Genomic DNA, 23,980 nt, shown 5'->3' with positions numbered 1-23,980 from the left:
ACCGTCCATGATGTTATGAAGCGCCAGTGCTACTGAGTGAGCGCGCGGCGGCCCGGCAGATGGCGGTGGCGACGTATATATCCGTGCCGATCTGCGAAACCTTTCTCCGCTGTCCGAAGCTGAGTTGATGGCGCTCAAGCACTCGGTTGCCGAGCTGGGCGCGACTGGCCCATCAAGGCATGGCCGGACCCAGCCGTGGGGATCTGATCCTCAAGGCATGTGAGGCGCTGCGCGATTACACCAAGGGCCTGATCAAGGCCAATGCGCGTTCATGGAGGACTGGCGATGAAACCCATTCGCCTCGATCGCGGCAGGCCAGCGTTGGATATCGTTAGCTACGGTCGTGCAGGGCCGGGGCAGCGGTTGTCTTTGACATCGGCTCAGATTGATACGATTCGCCGGACGGGCGAGCTGGAGATCGAGATGGACGATGGTGAGCGATTGATCGGCCCGGAGGCGGGTCAACAGCTGATCAACCCACGAATCCCTGGCTCCGGGAGCGTAACCGGTCACTTGATAGATTTCACACTTCTCATTAGATACGCCCCGCCCTCATCTCACAAATGAGATCTGAGTAACAGGTCCGTTGACTAGTTGCGCCCATGCTTGGGCAACGTTCGAATAATTAGCCGTCTCATTTGCGCCAGGTGCGCAGAACAGGACTGCATCATGAGACAAGTTCAGGGGAAGGGCCGGGCGTTACCGGCTGCGGTGCTGGCCGTAGGAATCGTGCTGGGCGAGCTGTGTGCGGCGGCTGAAGAGCCGCCGGCGACGGAGTTCATCGTGTCGAGCACGGATAAACAGTGCGATGAGTTCAATCGTTCCTGGGTCGTGACCAATAAACATACCTACCGGAGCATCAAGGTGCGGGTCCGGTGGTCGGCGGTGGGGGCGAAGGAGATGCAGGAGGAGTTCATCCTGTCGCCGAAGGATGGCAGAGCCATTGGCTGCGCGTCGCAGCTGGAAATCGTGTCGGCCGAGATCCTGCAGTTCTAACCGCAGAGCGGCGTCGGAGACGAGCCCCGACGCCGCATCGATCTGCTATCGCACGATCACTGACGAACCTTCGCGGTCTCCTTCACGAGCGTGGCGGACGCGTCATCGCCGTCGAGGGACCAGGAGAACAAGCCGCCGAGTCCCAGGCTGTTGACGTAGGCGGCTTTGGTCGCGATCACCGTCGCATCGTCGAAGCTCCAGAACTGCGAGCCGTTGTAGGTCCACAGTTGCTTCGTGATGGGGTGATAGAACTTCGGCGCGTTGCGAGGGGCGAGCACCTTGTAGTCCTCGATGCCTGCTTCGTACGTGCCGGGCGCCGGACCGGTCGCCGGTTGATACAAACCGTTGACGCCACCGTTCGGCACGCCCGTCCAGCCGCGGCCATACAACGGAATGCCGACGACGATCTTCTGCGCGGGCACGCCGGCCGCGAGTAGTTTGTTCACGGCGTTTTCGGTTGCATACGTCTTCGCGACGCCCGTGGCTGGATTGTTCGGGTCCATGTACAGGTTCGATTGGAAATTGGTCGGACCCTGCGGCTCGAAGCCGCCGTGATAGTCGTAGTTCATCAGATTGATCCAGTCGAGCGACTGCGAGTACTGAGCGGGCTCCGTGTTGTCGATCTTGTCGGTGCCGGCGCCGGCGGCAATCGTGAGGTAGTACTGACGACCGGTCTGCGAGGACAGTGCAGTCAGCTGACGACGGAACTCGGCGAGGAGCAGGGTGAAGTTGTGCTTGTCGTCGGGACTGACGGTGTTGTACGGCTGGCCGCCGCCGCCCGGATATTCCCAATCGATGTCGATACCGTCGAACACGCCGGCCGCGGCGCCCACACCGCCCGCGCCATCGCCGACTGGCAGGTTGCCCTTGATATAAATGTCGATGCACGAGGACACCATCGTCTGGCGTGCCGCGGCCGTCGTCGAGTAGCGGCTGAAGTTCTTCGACCAGGTCCAGCCACCCAGGGAAATAAACAACTTGATCTGCGGATGACGCGCCTTGAGCTTCTTCAATTGATTGAAGTTGCCTTTCAGCGGCTGATCCCACGTATCGCCCACGCCGTCCACGGACGAGGCCGCGTCGTAGGACTTCTGGTAGTCCGCATAAGCATCGCCGCCGTCGCCGTTGCCGCTCTCGGCGCGAGTAATGATGTTGCAGCGACCGTCATCATAAACGTTGCCGAAAGCGTAGTTGATGAAGGTCAGCTTCGCGGCCGCGCCACTCGTGTCGACGTTCTTTACGTGGTAGTTGCGCCCATAGATGCCCCACTGTGTGAAATAGGAGCCGACTTGTTTGCCGCCGCCAGGGTTAGTGCCGGTCGTTACAGTGATCGTGACGCCATCGCTGCCCGTACCGCCTTGGTTGTCCGTCACAGTGAGACGGAACGTCAACGCCGTACTCGTCGTGACCTGCGGCGCTGTGAAGCTCGCGTTGGCGGTGTTTGCGCCGCTCAGCGTGATCGCGGGGCCGGCGGTCTGCGTCCACAGATAGGAAACAATCGTGCCGTCGGTATCGGAGCCTGAGCCTTGCAGGCTCGCGGCGGCGCCTGGGGCGATCGAGCGATCCGCGCCCGCATTCGCTGTGGGCAGTTGATTCGTGCCGCCGCCGCTGCAGGCCCATAGTCTGCGCCAGACATCCCACTCACCGGACTGCGACGGGATCTCATTCTGCGTCCACCACTTCGCCTCGTACGCGACGTTTTGATAAGTGACGCGGTTACCGCCGACGTAAACCGCGCTGCTGCTCCAGGCGGGGAAGGGGCAGGGCTGGGTCTGGGCCAGGCTCGCCGATGAATATAACAACCAGAAGAAGGCCGCTACGATGCCCCACGGGGCACGTGCAATTGAAGCTGTCACTGCGAAGATCCTCCATGAAAAATGGCTGACTGGGTGCAACGGCGGGTGCCGTCGATGTCATCGAATGTTCCGGAAGGAAGAGGGCAAAGCCCGGCGACTCTGCGGTCGCCTGGGCTGTCGGTCGGGCCGATGAACACGTCCATGTGTCGCTTGCTCGCTAGGGGGCTCGGTGCTGGGGGCGATCCCTCGCCGCCACGTGGCTAAGACCACGTTAGGGCCAATATAGTACCAATCGAACCCGATTGCCAATCCTCAATCAAATTGGTATTATATTGGTAGTATAGAAAGAGCTACTTCCGGCCAACCACCAGCACCTCGAACGTGCCGGCCACGGCTTCGCGCTCGCCGCCCTTGCCGTCCACGAAATTGGCCGAAGGCAGATAAAGCCGGTCGGTGGTGGGATCCAGGGCGGCAGTGCGGGCGCCCTCATGGGTCTGCACCTGCTGAACGGGCTGTGCTTTGCCGTTCATATCGAGCTTCAGGACCGTCATCGTTCCGCTGTTACAGGGAATGAAGACCAGGCGTTTGGTTGCATCGAAGATCGCGCCATCGGCGTCTGCGCCGATCTTCGCGCTGCCTTTGTCGGCGCCGGTGCGAGCATCGATCAGCTTGGCGACGCTGTTGTGGCAAGCGGAGATCAGCAAGCCGGTCGTGGGATCGAACGCCAGGCCGGTCGGTTCTTTGCAACCCTTCATGGCGTAGCGGCCAACGACTTTGTGAGCGTGGCTGTCGATGACGACGATCTCTGCCGTGTCTTCGATGTTTAGATACACGCGTCCATGCCCGTCAGAAGCGGCGGCCTCCGGCTTGCCGCCGACCGGGATCGTTGCGACGGCGGCGGCCTTGGTCAGATCCACCAGAGTCACATCGTTGCTCTCGCCGTTCATCACGAAGGCGAGCTTGCTCGCCGGATCGTACAGTGCCGCGTCCGGGCCTTTGCCGACGGGGATTTGCGCTTTGATCTGTCCGGTCAGTCGATCGAACAGCGTGGCTTTGCCGCTGGCCCAGTTGGTGCTCAGCATGAGGGAAGTGTCGGGGATGATCAGCACCGCGGCGACCTCGTCGCCGGCGACAAAGCGCGGGGTGACTTTGTTTGTTTTCAAATCGACGGTCATCACACCGTCGTTGCGGGCCATGTACAGGCGGTGTGCGGCGCTGTCGATCGAGACGTAATCGTAGCCGCCGTCCTTCGCCGCGATATGTTGGATGACGGCGTAGGGTGCCGGGGCGTCGGCCGCCGATGCTTCATGAGCCGCCACCAAGGCGCCGGTGGCGAGAAGGGCGGTCGCAAACCGGGTTGGAAACGTGCGAAATGCCGATGTCATAAGGCCACCCTGCGACGTACGTGGAGTCGATCCCCTGATTCTGAATCGTCGATCCTGACGCCGTGCTGACGCCTCTCCTGGCGCGTCAGCCCCCCGCAACCATGCCCTGGACCCGTGCAGATCGTAACGCCAGTTGACCATTTTTCGGTTTTATAATATTAATCGGGCAATAGCTAACATAGCGGACGTGCGCTGGCGAATAAGAGCAACACGTAACAAGGGGGTAACAATGCGGTTCGATCTGTTGGGTGCCGTGTCGGTCACGGCTGTGTTTGTTTCCATGCCGGCGCTCGCTCAAGAGAGCGAGGCGACGGATTCAGGGGGCCTCGAAGAAATCGTCGTGACTGGCGTTCGTCAGTCGCTGGAACGAGCGGCAGAGGTGAAGCGAGAATCGGTCCAGGTCGTCGATTCGATCGTCGCGACCGACATTGGCAAGCTTCCCGATCCCACTGTCGCCGCAGCTTTGCAGCGCGTGCCTGGCATCCAGGTGCAGAACGATCGTAACAACGAGCTGTCGAGCGTGCGCATTCGCGGCTTGACGGACATCCTGACGACGGTCAACGGGCGCGAGGTGATCACGACGACCGGTCGCGGCTTCGACCTTCAAGATGTTCCGGCTGAGGCATTGGCCCGGATCGACGCGTTCAAGTCGCAAACGTCGGATCAGATCGAAGGCGGCGTGGCCGGTGCGCTCGACCTGCGACTCAACCGTCCCTTCAGCTTCAGCGAGCCGACGGCCGTCATCACGGCGCGCGACAACTACGCAACCATCGCCGAAGCACACAATCCACAGTTCGGTCTGCTCGCGGCAGGCAAGACCGATACTTCGATCGGAGAGATCGGTGCGCTGATCAACGCGACCTATTCGCGCGCGGAGAACATCCGCAGCGTGTCCAACCTGGGCGAGCGCCGCTATTCGGGCGTGGCGCCGCTCAATGAGCCGGGGCTGCTGATTCCGCAGGTGCTGAGAAACATGCCCGACGTGGGCGATATCGATCGCAAGCAAGCGAATGCGGCCATTCAATGGCAGGCGACGCCGGAGTTGCAGGTCTACGCGGACGGTCTCTACACCCATTTTCGTAGCACGACCGGTTTTGCCGGTTTCAATCCGCAGCCCTTCACCAACGACTCGCGGATTTCCGACGTCACGGTCAGCGACTACTGTTTCGACACCCGCATGAACGCGCAGGGCACGAATCCGACGCTGATCAACAATGCCGACGGCACGGTGTCGCTGCAGCCGTTCACGGTGCGGCGAGTGTGCGAACTGAAGAGTGCGCGCTTCGACAATGTCGTGATCAACCAGAACTCTTCGTCCGAGGACGTGACTCAGCGAAACAAGATGTTCGCGACCGGCTTCAACTTCGAGCGGGAGCGCGCCAGGCTCAATTTCGACCTGGCTTATCAGACGTCGCGCTCGTTCCTGCAGAACTTCAACGCCGAGATCGGTCAGCGCGTGCCGACGATCTTCGTCGAGATGGATCATAACGACGGTCCGTCGTTCTCCATCGATCCTTCGATTCCGCTGAGCTCCACCAACCTGTCGTTGCGTAACTCGATCAACCAGAACTACACGCTGGGCGAGGGCGAGCTGTTACAGGCGCGGCTCGACGGCGAGTTTGAGATGGGCGGCTTTTTCCCCAAGCTCAAGACCGGCCTGCGCTTCGCCCGGCGTGAGGCGCAGTTTCAAGAGGTGCGACAGACCAATACGGTGCAGTCGATCGGCTTCGGCAATATCGGCACCGCGACCGAAGCGAACGCGCGGCTGATCTCCAGTCTGCCGCTGTCATCTGATTTCCTCGCGGTCATCGGCGAGGCGCCGCGTCTCAACGGCGGAGCCGAGTTCCTCGGTGTGAATCCGGCGTATCTTCGCTCTGAGCGCGGACGAAACGAGCTGCGCGCGTTGTTCAATTTGCCGCTGAGTCAGCCCAGCTTTGAACCGGCCAAGGAGTTCAATGCCGAGGAGCCAACCTATGCCGCCTATGTCGAAGGCGCTTATGAGATTCCGCTGGGATCGCTGATGCTGGATGGCGTGATCGGCACGCGTGTGGTCAGAACCGAACGGACCATCGAAGGTTTCGAGCGGACGGGCAGCACCTTCAGCCCGGTGCGTGCTGAGACATCGGATGTCGATTTCCTGCCTTCAGCGACGGCGCGGTTGCAGTTCACCGAGTCGTTCCAGACGCGTCTGGCTTATTCACGCTCGATGCGGCGTCCGGACTTCGCGTCGCTCAATCCCACCGAGTCGTTGACGCTGGTGGGCAACGTGTTTCTGCTCAACACCGGCACGCGTGGCAATCCGAATTTGAAGCCGCAAACATCCGATAGCATCGACCTGACGGCGGAATATTATTTCGACAGTGGCTACGCCGCGGTGACCGGCTACTATCGCAAGATCAAGGACCGCGTCGTCACGTCGAACACTCAGGAGACCATCGACGGACTCAACTATTTGATGTCGAGCCCACGCAACGTCGGTTCCGTGGATCTCCAGGGCGTCGAGGTCAGTGCGCAATATTTCTTCGACTTCCTGCCGGGCGCGATGTCGGGCTTCGGCGTGCAGGGCGCCTTTACGCTGGCGGACTCGGAGATCAAGGGCGACGATCCACTCGCGGGCAACCCGTTGGTGGGCGTGTCCAAATATAACTATACGACCGGCTTGCTCTACGACAAGTTCGGTCTCAGCGGGCGCCTGATCTGGACCTATCGCTCCAAATACATCAACGCCGACAACACCGGTGGCGTGGCGCTGCGGCCCTTCGATCCGGACCGCGTCGACGAGGCCTATGTGCCGACGTTCCTGACCTATGTCCGGCCCGCCGGTCGCCTCGACTTCAGCATCGGCTACGACGTGAACGACGCGTTACGCGTGGACGTTGGCGGCACGAACATCCTTCGTAACAAGACCGCGAGTTATTGGGGCAGCGAGCGGGTCGTCTTCCAGCTCAACGGCGACGAGACGATCTACAGCATCGGCGCACGCATGAAGTTCTGAACCAGCGTTAACCGGCGGAGCTGGCCTGATCAACTAGACTCCGCCGGGTGGACCTATACCCCTTAGCGGGCCGCGCTCAACGCCTGATCGAGGTCCTCGAGGATGTCCTCGATGTCTTCGATACCCACGGAGAGGCGGATCGCTTCCGGCGTGACGCCGACCTTGCGCTGTTCGTCCTCGCTGAGCTGCCGATGCGTGGTGGATGCCGGATGACATGCCAGCGATTTGGCGTCGCCGATGTTGACGAGGCGACGGAACAGCTTGAGCGCATCGTAGAATTTGACGCCTGCTTCGAAGCCGCCCTTGACACCGAAAGTTAGAATGCCCGCGGCGCGGCCCTTCATATATTTCTGCGCCAGCGCGTGATGCGGATGATCCTTCAATCCCGCGTAGCGTACCCATTGAATGGCTTTGTGAGATTGCAGGTGCTCGGCGACGCGCTGCGTGTTCTCGCAATGACGTTGCATGCGCAATGGCAGCGTCTCCATGCCTTGCAGTAACTGAAACGCGTTGAATGGTGACAACGCCGAGCCCGTGTTCCGCAGCGGCACAGTACGCGCACGGCCGATATAAGCAGCGGGCCCGAGCGCATCGACGTACACGACGCCGTGATAAGACGCTTCCGGTTCGCTGAACATCGGGTAGCGCTCTTTGTGAGTAGCCCAGGGAAACTTACCGGAGTCGACGATCAAGCCGCCGAGGGTCGTGCCATGACCGCCGATGTATTTGGTGGCCGAATGCACGACGATATCCGCGCCATAGTCGAAGGGCTTGAGGAGCACAGGGGTGGCGACGGTGTTGTCGACGATGGTGGCGACGCCGCGGTTACGTGCCATCGCGGTCACGGCCGCCACGTCGACGATGTTGCCGGCGGGGTTGCCGATGGACTCGAAGAATACCGCCCGGGTGTTCTTGTCGATCAGCTTTTCCAGATCGCTGGCGGCGTCGCTCGCGGCGAAACGCACCTCGATGCCCAGCTTCGGCAGCATGTGAGCGAACAACGTGTACGTTCCGCCATACAACTGCGGCGTGGTCACGATGTTATCGCCCGCTTGCGCCAGATTGACGATCGCGTAATGAATCGCGGCGCTGCCTGCGGATACCGCCAGGGCGCCTACGCCACCTTCGAGCATCGCGATACGCTTCTCGAGCACATCGCACGTCGGATTCATGATGCGAGTGTAGATGTTGCCCGGAACCGCCAGGTTGAACAGATCGGCGCCATGCTGAGCGTCGTCGAATTCAAAAGCGACGTTCTGATAGATTGGCACGGCGACGGCATGCGTGGTCGGTTCGGTCTCGTAGCCGCCGTGGATCGCGATCGTCTGGTCTTTCATAAGCTTGCTCTACTGGAAAGAAGCTATCGTCCCCCATGCGGTAGCGTCTCGCAAGATGACTGACGGAAATGCCTCGAACGCTCGACTAACTAGGACAGGTGTAAGGGAGATGCGAACGCATGCGAGTGAATAGATCGATTCTGCGCGGCTGGCTCGGTATCGGCTGCGCGCTGTTGTTGGGAACGGGGGCGCAGGCTGACGATTTCGACGGCGTCCGCCAGCAGATTCGCGACGCGATGGTGGAGCAGAACATTCCATCGATAGCGGTGGCGGTGGCGCGCAACAGCCAGATCCTGTGGGAGGAGGGCTTCGGTTGGGCCGATGTCGCCAAGCGTGTGCCCGCCGATGCGCACACGATGTATTCGCTGGCCTCGATCTCCAAGCCCATCACAGCCACCGCGCTGATGATCCTGGTGGAGCGCGGCGCCATCGATCTCGACAAGCCCATGAACGATTATCTCGGCGCGCAGAAGCTCACGTCGCCGGCGTTCGACGTGCGCCAGGCGACGGTGCGTCGAGTGGCGAACCATACCTCCGGGCTGCCGTTGCACTACCAGTTCTTTTACGACGACGAAAAAGTGACCCGTCCGACCATGGACGAAAGCATCCGTCGTTACGGCACCCTGGTGCGGGAGCCGGGAGAAAACTGGCTGTACAGTAATTTCGGTTACGGCCTGCTCGAGTATGCAATCGAGCGTGCCTCGGGCAAGAGCTATCCGCAGTTCATGCGTGAGGAGCTGTTCGCGCCGCTGGGTCTGACCGAAACCATCGCGGAGCGTCCGTCGGCCAGCGACGGTCGCGCGGCCGAACGTTATGGCGTCGGCGTCAACCGCCACCAGGTGCCGTTTTACGATTTCGATCATCGCGGCGCCTCGGCCATTTACATGAGCGCCCACGATCTGGTGCGTTTCGGGATGTTTCATCTGGACGGCAAGCTCGCCGGACAAAAGCGGCAAGTGCTGAAACAGGCCACGCTGGCGCGCATGCTCGACCAGGCCGTTGCCTCCGACAGCGAAGGCAAGCGAACTTATGGCATCGGCTGGGGAATCGGCGAGATGCATGGGTTGCAGCAGTTCGGTCACACCGGCGGCATGGCCGGCGTGCGCACCCAGCTGTCGATCTATCTGGAGAGCAAGACGGTGGTGGTGATTCTGACCAACGCGAGCGGCCCCGACATCCGCGCCATCGATAACGCCATCATGCATACGGTGCTGCCGGAAACGATTCTTAAGGATCGGCAATCGACCTTGCCGGCGTCACTGACGGGTCGCTGGACGGGCGCGGTGCAGACCTACACTGGCACGACACCGGTGGAACTGCAGGTGAAAGAAGATGGCGCCGTGCTGGCACGCGTTGGCAAACGCCCGCTGCGCGTCGTGGACGAAGTCGCCTTGGGTAAGGATGGCTTGTTACAACTGTCGAACATCGAGGGCGATGTCGGCACGCCCGATGCGGCTCGCTATCCGTACACGCTGTCGTTCACGCTGAAGCAGCGGGGCACGGACAAGTTGAATGGCTCGGTGTCGACGCTGTCACGCGACTTGCCGGATCGCGCCGGGAATGCGCTGTCGTATTGGGTGGCGCTGTCGAAGGCCGAGCATTGAGCTCGGCCTTGTCTCATGGATTGCCAAACGTCAGTCGCGGCTTGCCGACCGCATACTAGAATGGCGCTTTCCCTGGAGGGCTGTTCGTGAACCACCCGGCTCGGCGTTTTCTCCTGTCGGCGCTGCTGACTCTGGTTGCATTCCCTGCGTTCTGCTCGGACACGTCCACAATGGCCGCCGCGATCGACCGCGCAGCTCAGGCAGCCATCGCGGCGGGAGAAAGTCCGGGACTGCAAGTGGCGGTGTTCAAGGATGGCGCGCCGGTGCTGGTGAAAGGCTACGGCTCGGCCAATCTCGAATTGAACGTGCCGGTCACCAACAACAGTGTGTTTCGGATCGGCTCGGTGACGAAGCAATTCACCGCGGCCGCGCTGCTGAAACTGCAGGAAGAGGGCAAGCTTTCCACCAACGACAAGCTGTCCAAGTATTACCCCGCCTATCCACGCGCGGCCGATGTGACGCTGGCGCAAATGCTCCATCACACCTCCGGGCTGCACAACTACACGGACGACGAGTTGATTCTGAAGCGCGAGGCGGCGGTGAAGTTGACGACCGACGAGTGGGTCGAACGTTTCGGGCGTATGCCGAAGACCCAGGACTTCGAGCCTGGCACCCGCTGGCACTACAGTAACACGGCTTATTTTCTGCTCGGCGGCGTGATCGAGAAGGTGGAGGGCAAGCCGCTGGCGGCAGTGCTGGCCGCTCGTTTCTTCGGTCCCTTGGGAATGAAACAGACGGCGCTGGACGACGAGCAGGAAATCGTTCCGGGTCGAGTGGCGGGCTATGACGCCGACGGGCCGGGCAAATTCAAGAATGCGGGCTTGATCTCGATGACCATTCCCGGTGGGGCCGGCGCGATGCGCTCTTCGGCCACGGACCTGGTGAAATGGAATGCCGCGCTGTTTGGCGGCAAGGTGCTGAAGCCCGCGTCCTTCCAAGCGATGATCGCACCGGGCCGGCTCAACGACGGAACATTGAGTGGGACGGCGATGCCCAAGAGCGAGGACGCGCCGCCGAGCGAATATGGCTACGCGCTCGGAATCACCAAGATTGAAGGACACACCCGGATCGGACACGGCGGTGGCATCTTCGGCTTCAACACGTCATTGCAGGAGTTCCCGGACGATCACCTCACCATCGCCATCATCGCGAACGGCATCGGGCCCAAGGTGGGTGTCGGGGAGGTCGCAAAACGGATCGAGCGGATCGCGTTGGGCCTGCCTGCGAAATAGCAGGTCAGCGCACGCAGTCGATCATCGGGGTGCGATGCTTGATGGCCTTCACGCAGACGGTCGTCACGATTCGTTGCACGCCCGGCAGTCGGGAAATCTCCAGGCGCAGCAGCTGGTCCAGGTCGGCGATGCCAGGGACCAGCACCTGGAGCAGGTAGTCGCCGTCGCCCGCTGTGGCAAAACACTGCACGATGGATGCGTGCCGGTTCGCCGCCGCTTCGAACTCCGTATGCTTGGTCGACGTGATGGTGACCTGCACGAACGCGTGGATGTGCAGCCCGATCGCGGCGGGATCGACTTCGGCGCGGTAGCCCTTGATGATGCCGCGCTTCTCCAGATCCTGGACGCGCGACCAGCACGGGGTCTTGGACAGGCCGACTTTCTCGCCCAATTCGGCAAAGGACAGGCGGGCGTCGTGCTCCAGTGCACGTAGCAGGGCGATTTCGGTTTTATCGAGCATGTGAATATTGTTTCGGAAAGGCGCGGGGCTGACAACCGTTGTTCGCGCGCGAGGGGTAAAACGCAGCCCGAACGGAACAATGTTTCCGGGCATCGGCGCACACTGGTCTGCCATTGCACGTGGAGCCGTCATGCCGAATGCCGATCAGTCGCCGGTCACCTACGCGAGCTATCTGCGCCTGGATGCGCTGCTGGACCAACAGGCCCCGGCCTCGGACAGCCACGATGAGATGCTGTTCATCCTCATTCACCAGGCCTCCGAGCTGTGGCTCAAGCTGTGCTTGCACGAGTTGCGGGCGGCGCGGGTCAGCATCGCGTCAAACCAGTTGCGTTCGGCGTTCAAGATGCTGTCGCGAGTCGCCGGGGTCCAGAAACAGCTGATTCATTCCTGGGATGTGCTGGGCACGATGACGCCCGCGGACTATCTCAGCTTCCGCGACTTGTTGGGCACCAGCTCGGGATTTCAGTCACAGCAGTATCGGTTGATCGAGTTCCTGCTGGGGAACAAGAGCGTGGCGCACGTCGAGCGCTTTCGCGATCACGCCGACGCCTATCGGAATCTGCAGCAGGCTTTGGTCGAGCCGAGTATCTACGACGAAGCGTTGCGAGCCTTGCAGCGTCATGGGTTGGATATCCCGAGCAGCTACATTTCCCGGGATTTCAGCCAACCGTACGAGCCGTCGCGCGAGGTGGAGATCGCGTGGTCGAAGGTGTATCGGAACACCGAGCGTTACTGGGAATTGTACGAGCTGGCCGAGAAGCTGGTGGATCTGGAAGATCGCTTCCAGTTGTGGCGCTACGCGCATCTGCGCACGGTCGAGCGTATCATCGGCCGCAAGACCGGCACCGGCGGTACGCCGGGCGTGCCGTATCTCGCCAAAGTCATCGAACAGCGCTTCTTTCCCGAGCTTTTCTCGGTGCGCACGGCCCTTTGATTCGAGCGCCGGGGAGACTTTCCCTAATTTGCGGCCGAGGCGCGCTTCTCGGGAAAATCGTTCCAGGATCCAGCGTCGCGTCGGAATCTTCGCGCGCCACGAGCGGCGAATCCGTGCCAACGATTTCAAATCGCCGCGCCGCGCTGGAAAGCTGTATTGCCGCGCTGTGTGACGCGCTCTATCGTCATCGCGACTCGTCGATCGAGAACGATAGAACAGGGGAGCGCGATGACACGAACATTTTCCCGTTGGCTGTGCGGAATCACGGCGCTGAGCTCAGCGGTAACGACGCTGCCGGTGCTGGCGGCCGATGACTCGACAATGGCGCTCGAAGAAGTCGTGGTGACGGCGCTGCGACGGTCCGAGCGCCTGCAGGATGTCGCAGCTTCGCTGACGGTCGTCACGGGCGACCAGCTTGCCGCCAGCGGCGCGCAGGACTACACCGATTATCTCAACTCGGTGCCGGGCGTGACTTACGCCGACAACGGATATCGCACCAGTCGCGTCATCATTCGCGGTGTCTCCGATGGACTCGTCGTCACCGATCCGTTGACCGGGATGTACATCGACGAGGCGCCAGTCACGCAGGGCAGCCAGCCGACGTTCGATCCCAGTCTCTACGACGTCGAGCGCGTCGAAGTGTTGAAGGGCCCGCAGGGCACGCTGTATGGCGCCGGCTCCATGGGCGGCACCGTGCGCGTCATCATGAACAAGCCCAAGCTCAACGAATTTTCGGGCGCGGCGGAAGGAACGTTCGGCGCGATCTCGCACGGCGGCGATTTGTATCGCGTCGACGGTGTCCTCAATGCGCCGCTGGTCGACGACGTGGCTGCGGTGCGCATCGTCGCCAGCTATCGCGACGAGGACGGCTTCATCGACAACGTGCATCCGGGCCGCGAGCGCAAGGATGTGAACTCCATCGAGAAGACCAACGTTCGCACCCAGGTGCTGCTCAAGCCGCAGGAGCAAACGTCGGTCACGCTCGGCTTCATGTATCAGGATGAGGATCTGCAGGGCACCGCCTTCAGCGATCACACGCTGCCGCGCTATCAGCAGGATCGGGTGTATTCGCAGACCGGTCCGGGCGAAACCAGCTTGTCGAGCCTGACCATCGAGCATGAGTTCGCCAACGCGACCCTTACCTCGGCGACCAACTATCTCGATAAGACGAGTGCGGCGAATATCGACGCGACCATGTTTTTCCGCGGGCTGGTCGGCGCATTGACCGGCATCCCGGTCGGTGTGAACGAGGGCCTGGGCATCGCGACCGACGTGGATTTCAGCGTATTCAGTCAGGAGCTGCGCCTCGCATCGAGCGGTGACAGCCGATTGCGCTGGCTCGTTGGCGGCTTCTATTCCGATGCACGGACCACCTTGACGCAAGAGTTCGATCTGCGCGAAGCGGTGGCGGTGTCGGCGCGGTACACCGGCTCCGACTTGTTCCTCAGCGAGCAGGAAGAAAAAAATCGCCAGGCAGCGGTGTTCGGTGAGCTCACATACGAGATCACGGACCGCTTGTCCGCAACTGTCGGTGCGCGCGGCTTCGATGTGCGTACCGATACCAAGTCGATTGGCGATGGCGTGCTCAATGGCGGGCGTAGCGTCACGAACAAGGATGGCAAGTCGTCATCGGCGACTCAGAAGTATCTGCTCGACTACAAGTTCACGCCGGACAATCACATGTATGTGCAGGCGGCACAGGGCTTTCGTGCCGGCGGCGCCAACGATGTGGTGCCGACGACCGTGTGCGGCGCCGATCTGGCGGCGCTCGGCTACACGTCGGCGCCTGGCGAATATGAGCCGGACAAGCTGTGGAGCTATGAGATCGGTTCGAAGAATGCGTTCCTGGATCGGCGGCTCACGTTGAACGCGTCGGCCTTCTTCATCGATTGGGATCGGATCCAAAGCAGCATTCCGCTGCCGACCTGCGGCTTCAGCTTCACGGCCAATGCGGGCAAAGCGGAGAGCAAGGGCATCGAGATCGAAGCGGCGCTGCAGCCTGTGGATGGGTGGAACATCGTCGCCTCCGTGGGTTATACCGACGCCAAGCTCACCGAAGCCGCGCCTGGAACCGCCGCGTCGGATGGCGATCGTCTGCCACTTGCGGCGAAGCTGTCCTGGAATCTGAGCTCGCAGTATCAGTTCCCGATCGGTGCCGCGCTCAATGGCTTCGCTCGAGTCGAGGTCAACCGCGTCGGCGATCGCTGGAGCCAGTTCGAGAGCGCTCGCGGCTCGACGCTGATGGATGCATACACGTCCACGAATCTGCGGCTCGGCGTGTCGGGAGGGAACTGGTCGGCGGCGCTCTATGCCACGAACGTGTTCGATGAATACATCGTGACGTATGTGCCGGTCCTCGGGAGCGGAGTGCCCTACGACGTCATTGCCACACCGAGAGTGATTGGCGTCAATGCTCGCTATAGCTTCTGACGCGTGGAGTCGACGATGACGGACGTAACGATCGATCGTCGATCGTTCCTGATCGCCGGCGGCGCGGTGCTCGCGCTGCCGGCGGCAGCTGTTACGAAAGATCGAGCGGACGCCGCGACCGAGCTGCGTGAGATATTCACGGGCATGGAGCGGGATCGGCTCGATCTCGATCCGGAACAAGTCACGTCGCTTGGCCTGGATACAGGAGCGCGGGCGGGTGCCAAGGCGCTGTTGAACGATCGCTCGCCGGCAGCGTTGACGGCAAAGCAGAGCTATAACGCCCGCTGGGTGCGCCGCTTGCGATCCGTGGACCGCGGCGCCTTACCGTTCCCCGATCAAGTCAATCTCGACACGGTGTTGTACGGCTGCGAACGGGAACTGCGCGAGGCTGATCGTTTCGATTTCCCCGTCGGTTCGCCGTATGTCGTTACGCAACTGTCCTCGGCGAGCACCGGCGTTCCGGAGTTCCTGGCTCAACAGCATCGGATCGATGTGCGCGCCGACGCTGATGCTTACCTGTCGCGTGTGGCGGCGCTTGCGGTCTCCCTGGATCAGGAATCGGAATGTCTTCGCAAGGGCGCCAGCCTGGGCGTGATCGCGCCGGACTTCATTCTGGATAGAACGTTGGCCATGTTAAAGGACGTGCGCGCCAGGCCCGTCGAGTCCGCAACGTTCGTGCAAGCGCTCGCTGCGAAAGTTCGAGCGAAGCAGATCGATGGAAACTACGAGCGTGACGCCGCCAGCATCTATTCCAAGAAAGTGCTGCCGGCGTTGGATCGCCAGATCGCGCTGCTCACGGAGCTGCGCGGTCGCGCCAGGTCGGATGCGGGTGTGTGGAAGTTCAAGAATGGCAGCGAGTACTACCAAATGTGCTTGCGGCAACAGACCACCACGGACGGCTCGGCCGAGTCCATCCACGAGCGAGGCAAGGAGGTCGTGGCGGAGCTGTCATCGCAGATCGATGGTTTGCTTCGAGCGCAAGGTCGCACGAGCGGAAGCGTTGGCGAGCGTTTGCGCGCATTGGCGACGGACCCTGCATTTGTGCGGCCGAATACCGATGCCGCGAAGGAACAGCTCATCGCCGAGCTCAATCGGCTGATTGCTGAGATGGAGCGGCGTCTGCCGAGGTACTTCAACACGTTGCCGAACACGTCAGTGTCGGCAGTACGCATCCCACAGAGCATCGAAGCGGGCGCACCGAGCGGTGCCTATGTGCCGGGCTCGATGGATGGCTCGCGACCTGCGTTGTTTTACGTGAACCTTCGTAACACGGCGGAGCTGCCCAGCTGGCGCATGTCGACGCTCACGTTTCACGAAACCGTGCCTGGCCATCATATGGTCGGCGGATTGAAACGAGATTCGACGCTGCCGCTGGTCCGCAAGCTGCAGCGTTACGGCGCCTACGATGAAGGATGGGCGCTCTATGCCGAGCAACTGGCCGATGAGATGGGCGTATACGACAACGATCCGCTCGGTCGCGTGGGCTATCTCAACGATGCATTGTTTCGAGCTGCACGAATGGTCGTCGACACCGGCATTCACGAGATGCGGTGGACTCGTGCGCAAGCCATCCAATATGTGGTCGACACAGTGGGAATGATGGAGAGTGCGGTTGCGAGCGAGGTGGAGCGCTATTGCGTGACTCCCGCGCAGGCGTGCAGTTATATGGTTGGAAAGCTCAGCATTCTTGGGCTGAGAGAGCGGGCGCAAGCTGCGCTGGGGACGCGCTTCGACATTCGCGCGTTTCACGATTCGTTGTTGTTATCAGGCCCGATGCCAGAATCGGTCTTGAGTGGCGTGGTGGAGCGTCACATTCAAGCCCGAGGCGAGGGCTGATCTCTCGCCTCGGGCGCTTTTATCAGGAAGCGCCGCGCGCCGCGGTCTCCCGGATGTAACGATCGACAGTACGTTCCAGCACATCGAGCGGCATCTCGCCATTCTTGAGCACCACATGATGGAACGCCTTGATGTCGAAGCGCGGTCCGAGCTCCTGGCGAGCCTTGTCGCGCAGCCGGACGATTTCCTGATAACCCCAGTAGTAGCCGAGAGCTTGACCGGGCCAGTTGAAGAATCGGTTCACACTGGCCTCACCGCCGAGCACCGATACTTGATAGTCCTCGGCTTGCTTGCGCGACCAGTGCTTGTAGTTGACGCCAGTATCGATCACCAATCGCACAGCACGTTCGAGCAGAGCGCGGCGCCAGCCGATCGCACCGTACGGATCGTTCGCATACACGCCCATCTCATAAGCGAGTTGTTCGGCATACAGGCCCCAGCCTTCGGCGTAGGCGACGTCGTGACCGAAGCGCAATTTATCGTCGGCGCCTTGCAGCTCGAAAGCCGTCGCCATCTGCATGTGATGACCCGGCACGGCTTCGTGATAAGTCACCGTGGGCAGCGACACCAGGGAAAACCTTTCCGGGCCCGGCCAGAACGCCAGATTGTAGATCGCCGGTTTGGAGCCATCGGGCAAGGCGAGCGTGTAGTACGAGCCGCGGCTCGGGCCGCCGCCGGTGGGGCCGGTGGCGGCCCACTCAACCGCCAGGGGCGACTTCGGAATGTATTGAAAGTAGTCCGGCAATTTGGTCTGGATGAAAGCGATCATGGCTTCAGTGGCGGCCTTGTACTGCTTGAAGCCTTCGTCCGTGTTCGGAACCCACAGGTCAGCTTTCTTGGCGAGGTAGGCGTCGAGCTCGGCTGCGCCGCTGGGAATGCCCAGCTTGGCGGTGAGCTGCTGAATCTCGCGCTGATGACGTTCGACTTCCCGCAAGCCAAGTTGATGCACGGCTTCAGGATCGACCCGGCGACCCAGGGAATATTCGATCGTGTCCTCATAGACCGCGACGCCATTGGGCAGAGCCCACAGACCGTCGGCACGTCCGGCCTTGCCAAGCTCAGTCACGACCTGCGCGAACTTCGCATACGCCGGGCAAACGGACTGTGCGAGCACCGTGTTCGACTCAGTTGTGAAAGCGGCCTGCTCGGCGGCAGGGATGGACGAGCCTTTGAGCTTGTCGCGAAAATCCTTTGCCAGCGCTTGATCGCCGTTGCCAGAGCAGGGCGCGCCTTGCGACAGCGAGCGAGCATCGTCGGCGACGCGCTGATATTCCCGATCGATCATCACGATCCCTCGGCCGTGATGTTCCTTGGCCGCGGCCATCGTGTCATCGACTATCTTCGGCAATTCCTGCAACCGAGACAGATAGTTGCGTGCGTCATCGGCCGACAGAATCTTGTGGTTCTTGATCAGCAGCTGGGTCAGTTCGCGCGGTGGATCGAACACGTTGGCGCCGATCGTGTAGCCGGCCTGCTTGATCCGCAGCCGGACCAGTTGGTTCTGCAACGCCGCCCGGTAGATATCGAAGCGGATCTGCTGATCCGGCGACAGCTGTTGCCGGTCGACCTGCGCGCCCAGAGACGACAGTCGCTCGGTGTACTTGCGTGCCAGTTCCGCATCGTTCGCGAGACCGGCCGGCGTCCACGAAGGTTCGGACGGGGCGAGCGTCAGTTCAGTACGCCGCGTGGGATCCGAGGCCAGCTCTTGTTTATAAGCCCGATCGACGAACTCGTTGAATCGAGCGTCCTGATTCGCGGGCAGCGGCTGTTGCGCTGTCGGCGCAGTCGAGCACGATGCAGTCGCCAGGGTTGCCAGCACGGCCAGCGCGAGTGCGTGTGCCTTGCGGGACGTTTGTTCTTTCATCTCATCGCTCCGAAGATGGATCACCCCGCGATCATAGGCCCGATGGCGCGCATGGATATTTCGTTAGACGCGAAGTTCGGCCGCGATCGCGCGAGGAATATGCAAGCACTCCTGCCTAGAATGAGCCGCGGCAGCCGCCATCATCGCCAGGACCAATAATGAGAAAGATCGTTTCGAGCATGGCCGTCTTGATCTGCGCTGTCGCGTCAGCGGCGGAGCCGCCGGCGCAACCCGCACCACCCACGCCGCCTGCCATCATGGCTCGTGTGTCTCAGAAGCCGGTGGCGCTCTCCGATCTGCCGGCGCCACGAGAGTTTGTGACCCACCACCGTACGAAGATACGTGGCAAGGCGCTGTCCTATACAGCCACGGCCGGAGAGACCTACATCACTAATATCGCCGGCGAGCCGATCGCACGGTTCTTTTCCTTCTCATATATGAGCGACGAGCCGCGCGATGCCGGGCGACCCGTCATGTTCGTCTTCAATGGCGGGCCGGGGTCCGCGTCGTTGTGGCTTCACATGGGCGTGCTCGGGCCACAGCGTGTGGCGCTCGATCAGGAAGTGAATCCCTCCAACACACCGCCGTTCGGAGTTAACGACAATGCCTTCAGCGTGCTCGATGTCGCCGACCTGGTGTTCATCGATCCGGTGGGCACGGGATTCAGTCGGGCGGCGGGCAACGCCGTCGATACCGACTTCGCCAGCGTCGATGCGGACGCCGATTCGGTCGCCCGTTTCATCGAAGCCTGGCTTACGAAGTATGGTCGCTGGAATTCGCCGAAGTATCTGGTCGGCGAGAGTTACGGAACGATTCGCGCGGCGGTGCTGCCCAGGGCGCTCATGGGTGGGCCGATGTACAACGGCGTCATGCGAGGGATCACGGTCGACGGTGTGATTCTGGTGGCTCCGGGGTTCGACGTGGGTGTCCCGCCGGATCCCAACGCGCCGGATCCCGCCACCTTGGCGTTGCCGAGCCTCGCGGTCACTGCCTGGTATCACAACAAGATCGATCGCAAGGGATTGTCGGCGGTCCAGTTCTACGATGAAGTGAAAACCTTCGCCGCGACCGAGTACGCGGTGGCGTTGGGGAAGCAGGGCAGCGGTGCGTTGAGCGATACGGAGAAGCAATCGCTCGCACTCAAGCTTCACGACTACACCGGCTTGCCCGTAGACGCATGGATGCGCGCGGACCTGCGCATTCCCAAGAACGAATTCCGCAAACAACTGCTGGCATCGCAGGGGCTTGAAGTCGGTGCCTACGACAGTCGTTACACCTTGCCGCTCGCCGGCAGCGGTGGCGATCCGGTGGCCGACGATCCGGCGATGACTCGTTACGTGCCGGGGTTTGTTGCCGCGTTCAACATGATGCTGCGTGATCATTTGAAAGTGACCATGCCGGTCGCGTATTCGCCGATCACGTTCTCATTGGCATTCACCTGGGATTTCTCGCGCGTCAGCGGGTTGCCGAAAGGGCAGAGCTTCGCTGTCGATCTCGCCACGGCCATGCGTCGCACGCCCGCACTCAGGGTCATGGTCACCTCGGGTTACTACGACATGGGCGCCACGCCCGCGGGATCGCAAAGTCAGGTCGAGCGCGGCGGGCTGCCGCTCGAGCGCGTGACATTCAAGAACTACGAGTCGGGTCACATGTTGTATCTCGGCGGTACGGCGGAGCGCTTTGCCGACGATGTCCGAACTTTCGTGCTTGCGGGGAACTCACGATGAGCGTTGCAAACTGGTTATTCGGTGCGGTGCTGATTTCCATGGGGGCGGGCACCGTTGCCGCGGATGCCGTGGAGTCGCCATCCGCCAAAGCGTGGCAATCGCTGCTGGAGCAGGATCTGCAGTATCTGGAGGCCGCGATTCCCAAACACTACATCTATGCCGTCTACCCGGGCGGAGAGCAATGGCAAACGTTGTTCCAACGTTCGCTGACTCAAGCGCGGCGCGAGGCGGCGCAGGTCAAGGACTTTGGCTCGTATCGCGCGGTGCTTCAGCATTTCATCGTGAGCTTCGAAGACGCTCATCTCAGTGCTTATTTCAATGTGAACACGCGTCGGGCCAATTGGCCACGCTTCAAGGTGGAGTATCAAGGCGGACGTTACGTCGTCACCAGCTCGCAGTTGCCAACGGTCAAAGCCGGCGATGCCGTCACGACTTGCGATGGCCGCGCCATGCATGAGTGGACCGACGGACTCGCTGAGTTCTACGGCGGTCCTCGCGGGCTTGAAACGACGCGTGCCGCGATCGCGAGGCAGATGTTTCTCGACTTCGGCAATCCCTTGTACTCACTGCCGACGAAGTGTCGGATTGGCGAGAACGAGATTGCATTGACCTGGGGGCCGGCGCCCGAAGGCAGCTCGATCGAACAGCCGCAACGCACGAGCTCATCCGCACCCAGCATCAACGACTCAACGTCGAGCATCAGCGAGTTCGGGGACAACGTGGCGTGGGTGAGAATGGGCACGATGATGCCGGCCACAGCGGAAGCCGCCGCGCAGTTTCGTCAGATCATCGATGGCGCACCCGGCTTGCGCGACAGGGATGCGGTGATTCTGGACGTTCGTGGCAATCCCGGCGGCACGTACAACTGGTTCATGGCGTTCCTGCGTGGTTTCTATGGCCAGCAATACGCTGACTACATGGCGCGGGCACGGCTCGAGATCTCCAACGTCATGCTGGTGATTTCGCCGACCGGCGCGGACGATCCAGGGTTCTCGGCCGATCAGAATCGTATCGAGATGCCCCCGGATCCACCGATGACGGCGACGGCCGACAAGCCCAAGGTGCGCATGCTGCCGAACGGCACGAGGCTCGTGACGACGCGCCCCGCGGTCGAGCGCCTTTCTTTTCCTAAGCGACCGCCGGCGAATCCGGTGCGTGCGAAGGTCTATGTGCTCACGGACTACGGCTGCGCCAGCGCCTGCTTGTCCTTCATGGATGAGATCATGAGGTTTCCGGGCGTGACGCAAATCGGCGGTGAAACGCATATCGACCGGCGCTCCGGCGGCTGGCCCGAAGCGTTCGAATTACCTAGCGGACTGGCGGTGGTGCGCATGGGACGACTGGTGCGCGAAGGCCGCCGTCGCGGCGAAAACGAGGCGTGGAAACCGAGCCGCTACTTCGAGGGCAACATCGCCGATACCGATGCGGTGAAGCACTGGATCCGCGAGCAGGTCTTGCCACAGGCTCGGTAGTTCGGCCTATCATTGCACCTTCTGTTTCGCGCCTGGCGCCCGAGGGTGCAGTTGACCGAGCCACTGGATCCGCTGGATCTCAAGATACTCACGGAGCTTCAGTCCGACGCCTCATTGCATCTGGAAGCATTGGCCGAGCGTGTCGGCTCCTCCAAGTCCGTGTGCTGGCGGCGCATTCAGCGGTTCAAGGAAGAGGGCATCATCACCGGCAGCGTGACCCTGCTCGACCCGGAGAAGGTCGGCTTCGGGGTCACGGTGTTCGCGTTCGTCAAAATCGACGGACGCGGCGAGGTGAAGCCGGCCCACATCATCGAGAACATCAGGAAGATCCCGCAGGTGGTGGAGTGTCACGCCATGATGGGCGAGATCGACATGTGCCTGAAGATCGTGGTGCCGACCATCAAGGACTACGAGCGGCTGTTGTGGGAAAAGTTTTCCGCCATGCCCGGCATCCTCGACATCCGCTCGTCGATCTCGTTGACCCGGTTCATTTCCACCACCCAGCTGCCGCTGCATACGCTGGGCAAAAAGCGCTGAGAAACCCGTTCCCTATTTTGACGCCGCCGGGGGCCGGGGCCGGCACAACGTTCCTGTTTCCACTGCGTGTGCGAGAATATCGGCGGTCGGGCAGGGCAAAAACGCGCGGATGTGTTCAAACCGCCGCCAGCGGCGGGATCGGTGTCTTGCCGGTCGGGAGGGGCGCGTCATATCGTCTCGCACGATGTATCAAACAGCCGGCGACAAGCTTCACAACATCGATTCAGCCGCGCTCGCAAGGGACTATGCGACAGCGAGACGCGCCGGCTATCTGAATAGCGCGGCGGTCGGCTTGATCTCGACACCGGTTCTCGCACGACACGAAGCCTTTGCGCGCGATCTCGCGGAGCGCGGCTCAGCGGCGTTCTTCGACAATGTCGATGCGATTCTGAAAGGTCCGCGCATCGCCGGCGCCCGATTGTTTGGTGCCGATGCCAGCAGCGTTGCGGCAGCCACCAGTGTTTCCGAAGCCATCAGCCAGGTGGCGTGGTGGGTGCATCCGCGTGCCGGGCAGAACGTCGTGTCCATCGACATCGAGCCGGAGGCCGTCACCTTGCCGTGGCTGCGGGTCGCGGAGGATACAAAAGCGGAAGTGCGCCTGGCCTCGCTAAGAAACAATCCAGGATCGTTGTCCATCGACGATATCGCTGCTCAGGTCGACAAGAACACCGTGGCGATCTGTGTGAGTCATGTGCAATGGATCACGGGCTATCGTTTCGATCTGAAGGCGCTGGCCGATCTCGCCCATGCGCACAATGCGCTGCTCGTGGTGGATGCCATGCAATCGGCCGGCGTCGTGCCCATCGATGTGCAGGCGGCCGATGTCGATGTGCTCGTGGCCGGCTCCTACAAATGGTTGTGCAGCTTTGGTGGCGTCGCCGCCTGCTATCTGCGGCCGGAGCTGCTCGATCGTTTTCGTCCCATCATGGTCGGGGCGCGCTCATCCGACCCGACACCGCCGTACGACGATATCGATCCGAGGCGGCTCACGCTGCCGGACGATGCGCGTCGGCTCGAGTATGCGAGTACCGCTCATCCATCGCGCGTTGCCTTCTCGACCGCGGTGAGTTATCTGCTGGACATCGGCATCGATCGCATTCAAGCGCACACTCAGGCGCTCGGCTCCATGCTCGCCGAAGGGCTGATGAAGCTGGGGGCCCGCATCGTCACGCCGCTCGATCCAGCTCGACGGGGAGCGATGCTGAGCGCTGAGTTCCCGGCACACAACGCAGCGACGCTGGCTCAACAGTTGGCGGCGCAGGGCGTCGCAGTGTCGCCGCGTCTGGGGCTGCTGCGTTTTGCGCCTCATATATTCAACGACGAAACAGATATCGACAAAGCGCTGCACGCGCTGCGCCGGATTCTGTGAAGACCC

The 23,980-nt window shown here is 61.6% G+C and carries 16 protein-coding genes; 11 read left to right on the top strand and 5 right to left on the bottom strand.

Annotated features, from left to right (window positions below):
• The first annotated feature begins 669 nt into the window (after window positions 1-669).
• Complete coding sequence (locus tag ACFPN2_RS02645; RefSeq protein ID WP_380594697.1) at window positions 670-996, top strand: hypothetical protein; 327 nt, start codon at window positions 670-672, stop codon at window positions 994-996.
• Window positions 997-1,052: 56 nt separating this feature from the next.
• Here the strand turns inward: ACFPN2_RS02645 and ACFPN2_RS02640 are convergent, their stop codons facing one another.
• Window positions 1,053-2,852, bottom strand: coding sequence for a glycosyl hydrolase family 18 protein (locus ACFPN2_RS02640; RefSeq protein ID WP_380594695.1), 1,800 nt, complete (start codon window positions 2,850-2,852; stop codon window positions 1,053-1,055).
• Window positions 2,853-3,142: 290 nt separating this feature from the next.
• Window positions 3,143-4,177: a YncE family protein gene (locus tag ACFPN2_RS02635; RefSeq protein WP_380594693.1), complete on the bottom strand. Its 1,035-nt coding sequence runs from the start codon at window positions 4,175-4,177 to the stop codon at window positions 3,143-3,145.
• Between the two features lie 229 nt (window positions 4,178-4,406).
• Between ACFPN2_RS02635 and ACFPN2_RS02630 the strand changes: the two genes are divergently transcribed.
• Complete coding sequence (locus ACFPN2_RS02630; RefSeq protein ID WP_380594691.1) at window positions 4,407-7,172, top strand: TonB-dependent receptor; 2,766 nt, start codon at window positions 4,407-4,409, stop codon at window positions 7,170-7,172.
• A 62-nt stretch (window positions 7,173-7,234) separates the two neighbouring features.
• On the opposite strand, the gene ACFPN2_RS02625 is transcribed toward ACFPN2_RS02630, so the two are convergent.
• Window positions 7,235-8,509: an O-acetylhomoserine aminocarboxypropyltransferase/cysteine synthase family protein gene (locus tag ACFPN2_RS02625; protein ID WP_380594689.1), complete on the bottom strand. Its 1,275-nt coding sequence runs from the start codon at window positions 8,507-8,509 to the stop codon at window positions 7,235-7,237.
• A gap of 119 nt (window positions 8,510-8,628) precedes the next feature.
• On the opposite strand from ACFPN2_RS02625, the gene ACFPN2_RS02620 reads away from it, so the two are divergent.
• On the top strand, window positions 8,629-10,113 hold the full coding sequence (locus ACFPN2_RS02620) for a serine hydrolase domain-containing protein (RefSeq protein ID WP_380594687.1): 1,485 nt from the start codon (window positions 8,629-8,631) through the stop codon (window positions 10,111-10,113).
• A 170-nt stretch (window positions 10,114-10,283) separates the two neighbouring features.
• Entirely contained in the window at window positions 10,284-11,345 is a 1,062-nt protein-coding gene (locus ACFPN2_RS02615; protein WP_380594685.1) for a serine hydrolase domain-containing protein, read from the top strand.
• A 4-nt stretch (window positions 11,346-11,349) separates the two neighbouring features.
• On the opposite strand, the gene ACFPN2_RS02610 is transcribed toward ACFPN2_RS02615, so the two are convergent.
• On the bottom strand, window positions 11,350-11,805 hold the full coding sequence (locus tag ACFPN2_RS02610; protein WP_380594683.1) for an Lrp/AsnC family transcriptional regulator: 456 nt from the start codon (window positions 11,803-11,805) through the stop codon (window positions 11,350-11,352).
• A gap of 130 nt (window positions 11,806-11,935) precedes the next feature.
• On the opposite strand from ACFPN2_RS02610, the gene ACFPN2_RS02605 reads away from it, so the two are divergent.
• The 3 genes from ACFPN2_RS02605 to ACFPN2_RS02595 all read left to right on the top strand — a co-directional run bounded on the left by ACFPN2_RS02605 (window position 11,936) and on the right by ACFPN2_RS02595 (window position 17,005).
• On the top strand, window positions 11,936-12,739 hold the full coding sequence (locus ACFPN2_RS02605) for a tryptophan 2,3-dioxygenase (protein WP_380594681.1): 804 nt from the start codon (window positions 11,936-11,938) through the stop codon (window positions 12,737-12,739).
• A 228-nt stretch (window positions 12,740-12,967) separates the two neighbouring features.
• Window positions 12,968-15,169, top strand: a complete 2,202-nt coding sequence (locus tag ACFPN2_RS02600) for a TonB-dependent receptor (RefSeq protein ID WP_380594679.1) — start codon at window positions 12,968-12,970, stop codon at window positions 15,167-15,169.
• Window positions 15,170-15,184: 15 nt separating this feature from the next.
• Window positions 15,185-17,005 (top strand): DUF885 domain-containing protein, encoded by a 1,821-nt coding sequence (locus ACFPN2_RS02595; protein ID WP_380594677.1) that lies wholly within the window; start codon window positions 15,185-15,187, stop codon window positions 17,003-17,005.
• Between the two features lie 22 nt (window positions 17,006-17,027).
• Here ACFPN2_RS02595 and ACFPN2_RS02590 read toward each other — a convergent pair whose 3' ends face one another.
• Entirely contained in the window at window positions 17,028-18,869 is a 1,842-nt protein-coding gene (locus ACFPN2_RS02590) for a DUF885 domain-containing protein (protein ID WP_380594675.1), read from the bottom strand.
• A 158-nt stretch (window positions 18,870-19,027) separates the two neighbouring features.
• On the opposite strand from ACFPN2_RS02590, the gene ACFPN2_RS02585 reads away from it, so the two are divergent.
• The 4 genes from ACFPN2_RS02585 to ACFPN2_RS02570 all read left to right on the top strand — a co-directional run bounded on the left by ACFPN2_RS02585 (window position 19,028) and on the right by ACFPN2_RS02570 (window position 23,974).
• Window positions 19,028-20,596: a S10 family peptidase gene (locus ACFPN2_RS02585; RefSeq protein ID WP_380594673.1), complete on the top strand. Its 1,569-nt coding sequence runs from the start codon at window positions 19,028-19,030 to the stop codon at window positions 20,594-20,596.
• Window positions 20,593-22,068 carry a S41 family peptidase gene (locus ACFPN2_RS02580; RefSeq protein WP_380594671.1) on the top strand — a complete coding sequence of 492 codons (1,476 nt, stop codon included), beginning with the start codon at window positions 20,593-20,595 and terminating at the stop codon, window positions 22,066-22,068. The genes ACFPN2_RS02585 and ACFPN2_RS02580 overlap by 4 nt, the downstream gene beginning before the upstream one ends.
• Before the next feature lie 45 nt (window positions 22,069-22,113).
• On the top strand, window positions 22,114-22,605 hold the full coding sequence (locus tag ACFPN2_RS02575) for an Lrp/AsnC family transcriptional regulator (RefSeq protein ID WP_380594669.1): 492 nt from the start codon (window positions 22,114-22,116) through the stop codon (window positions 22,603-22,605).
• A 184-nt stretch (window positions 22,606-22,789) separates the two neighbouring features.
• Window positions 22,790-23,974: an aminotransferase class V-fold PLP-dependent enzyme gene (locus ACFPN2_RS02570; protein WP_380594667.1), complete on the top strand. Its 1,185-nt coding sequence runs from the start codon at window positions 22,790-22,792 to the stop codon at window positions 23,972-23,974.
• The last annotated feature ends 6 nt before the right edge of the window (window positions 23,975-23,980 follow it).

Source organism: Steroidobacter flavus, assembly GCF_042651805.1.
Classification (GTDB): Bacteria; Pseudomonadota; Gammaproteobacteria; order Steroidobacterales; family Steroidobacteraceae; genus Steroidobacter; species Steroidobacter flavus.
The sequence above is the reverse complement of the archived record's forward strand: the minus strand, read 5'-3'. Positions and strand labels throughout refer to the sequence as shown.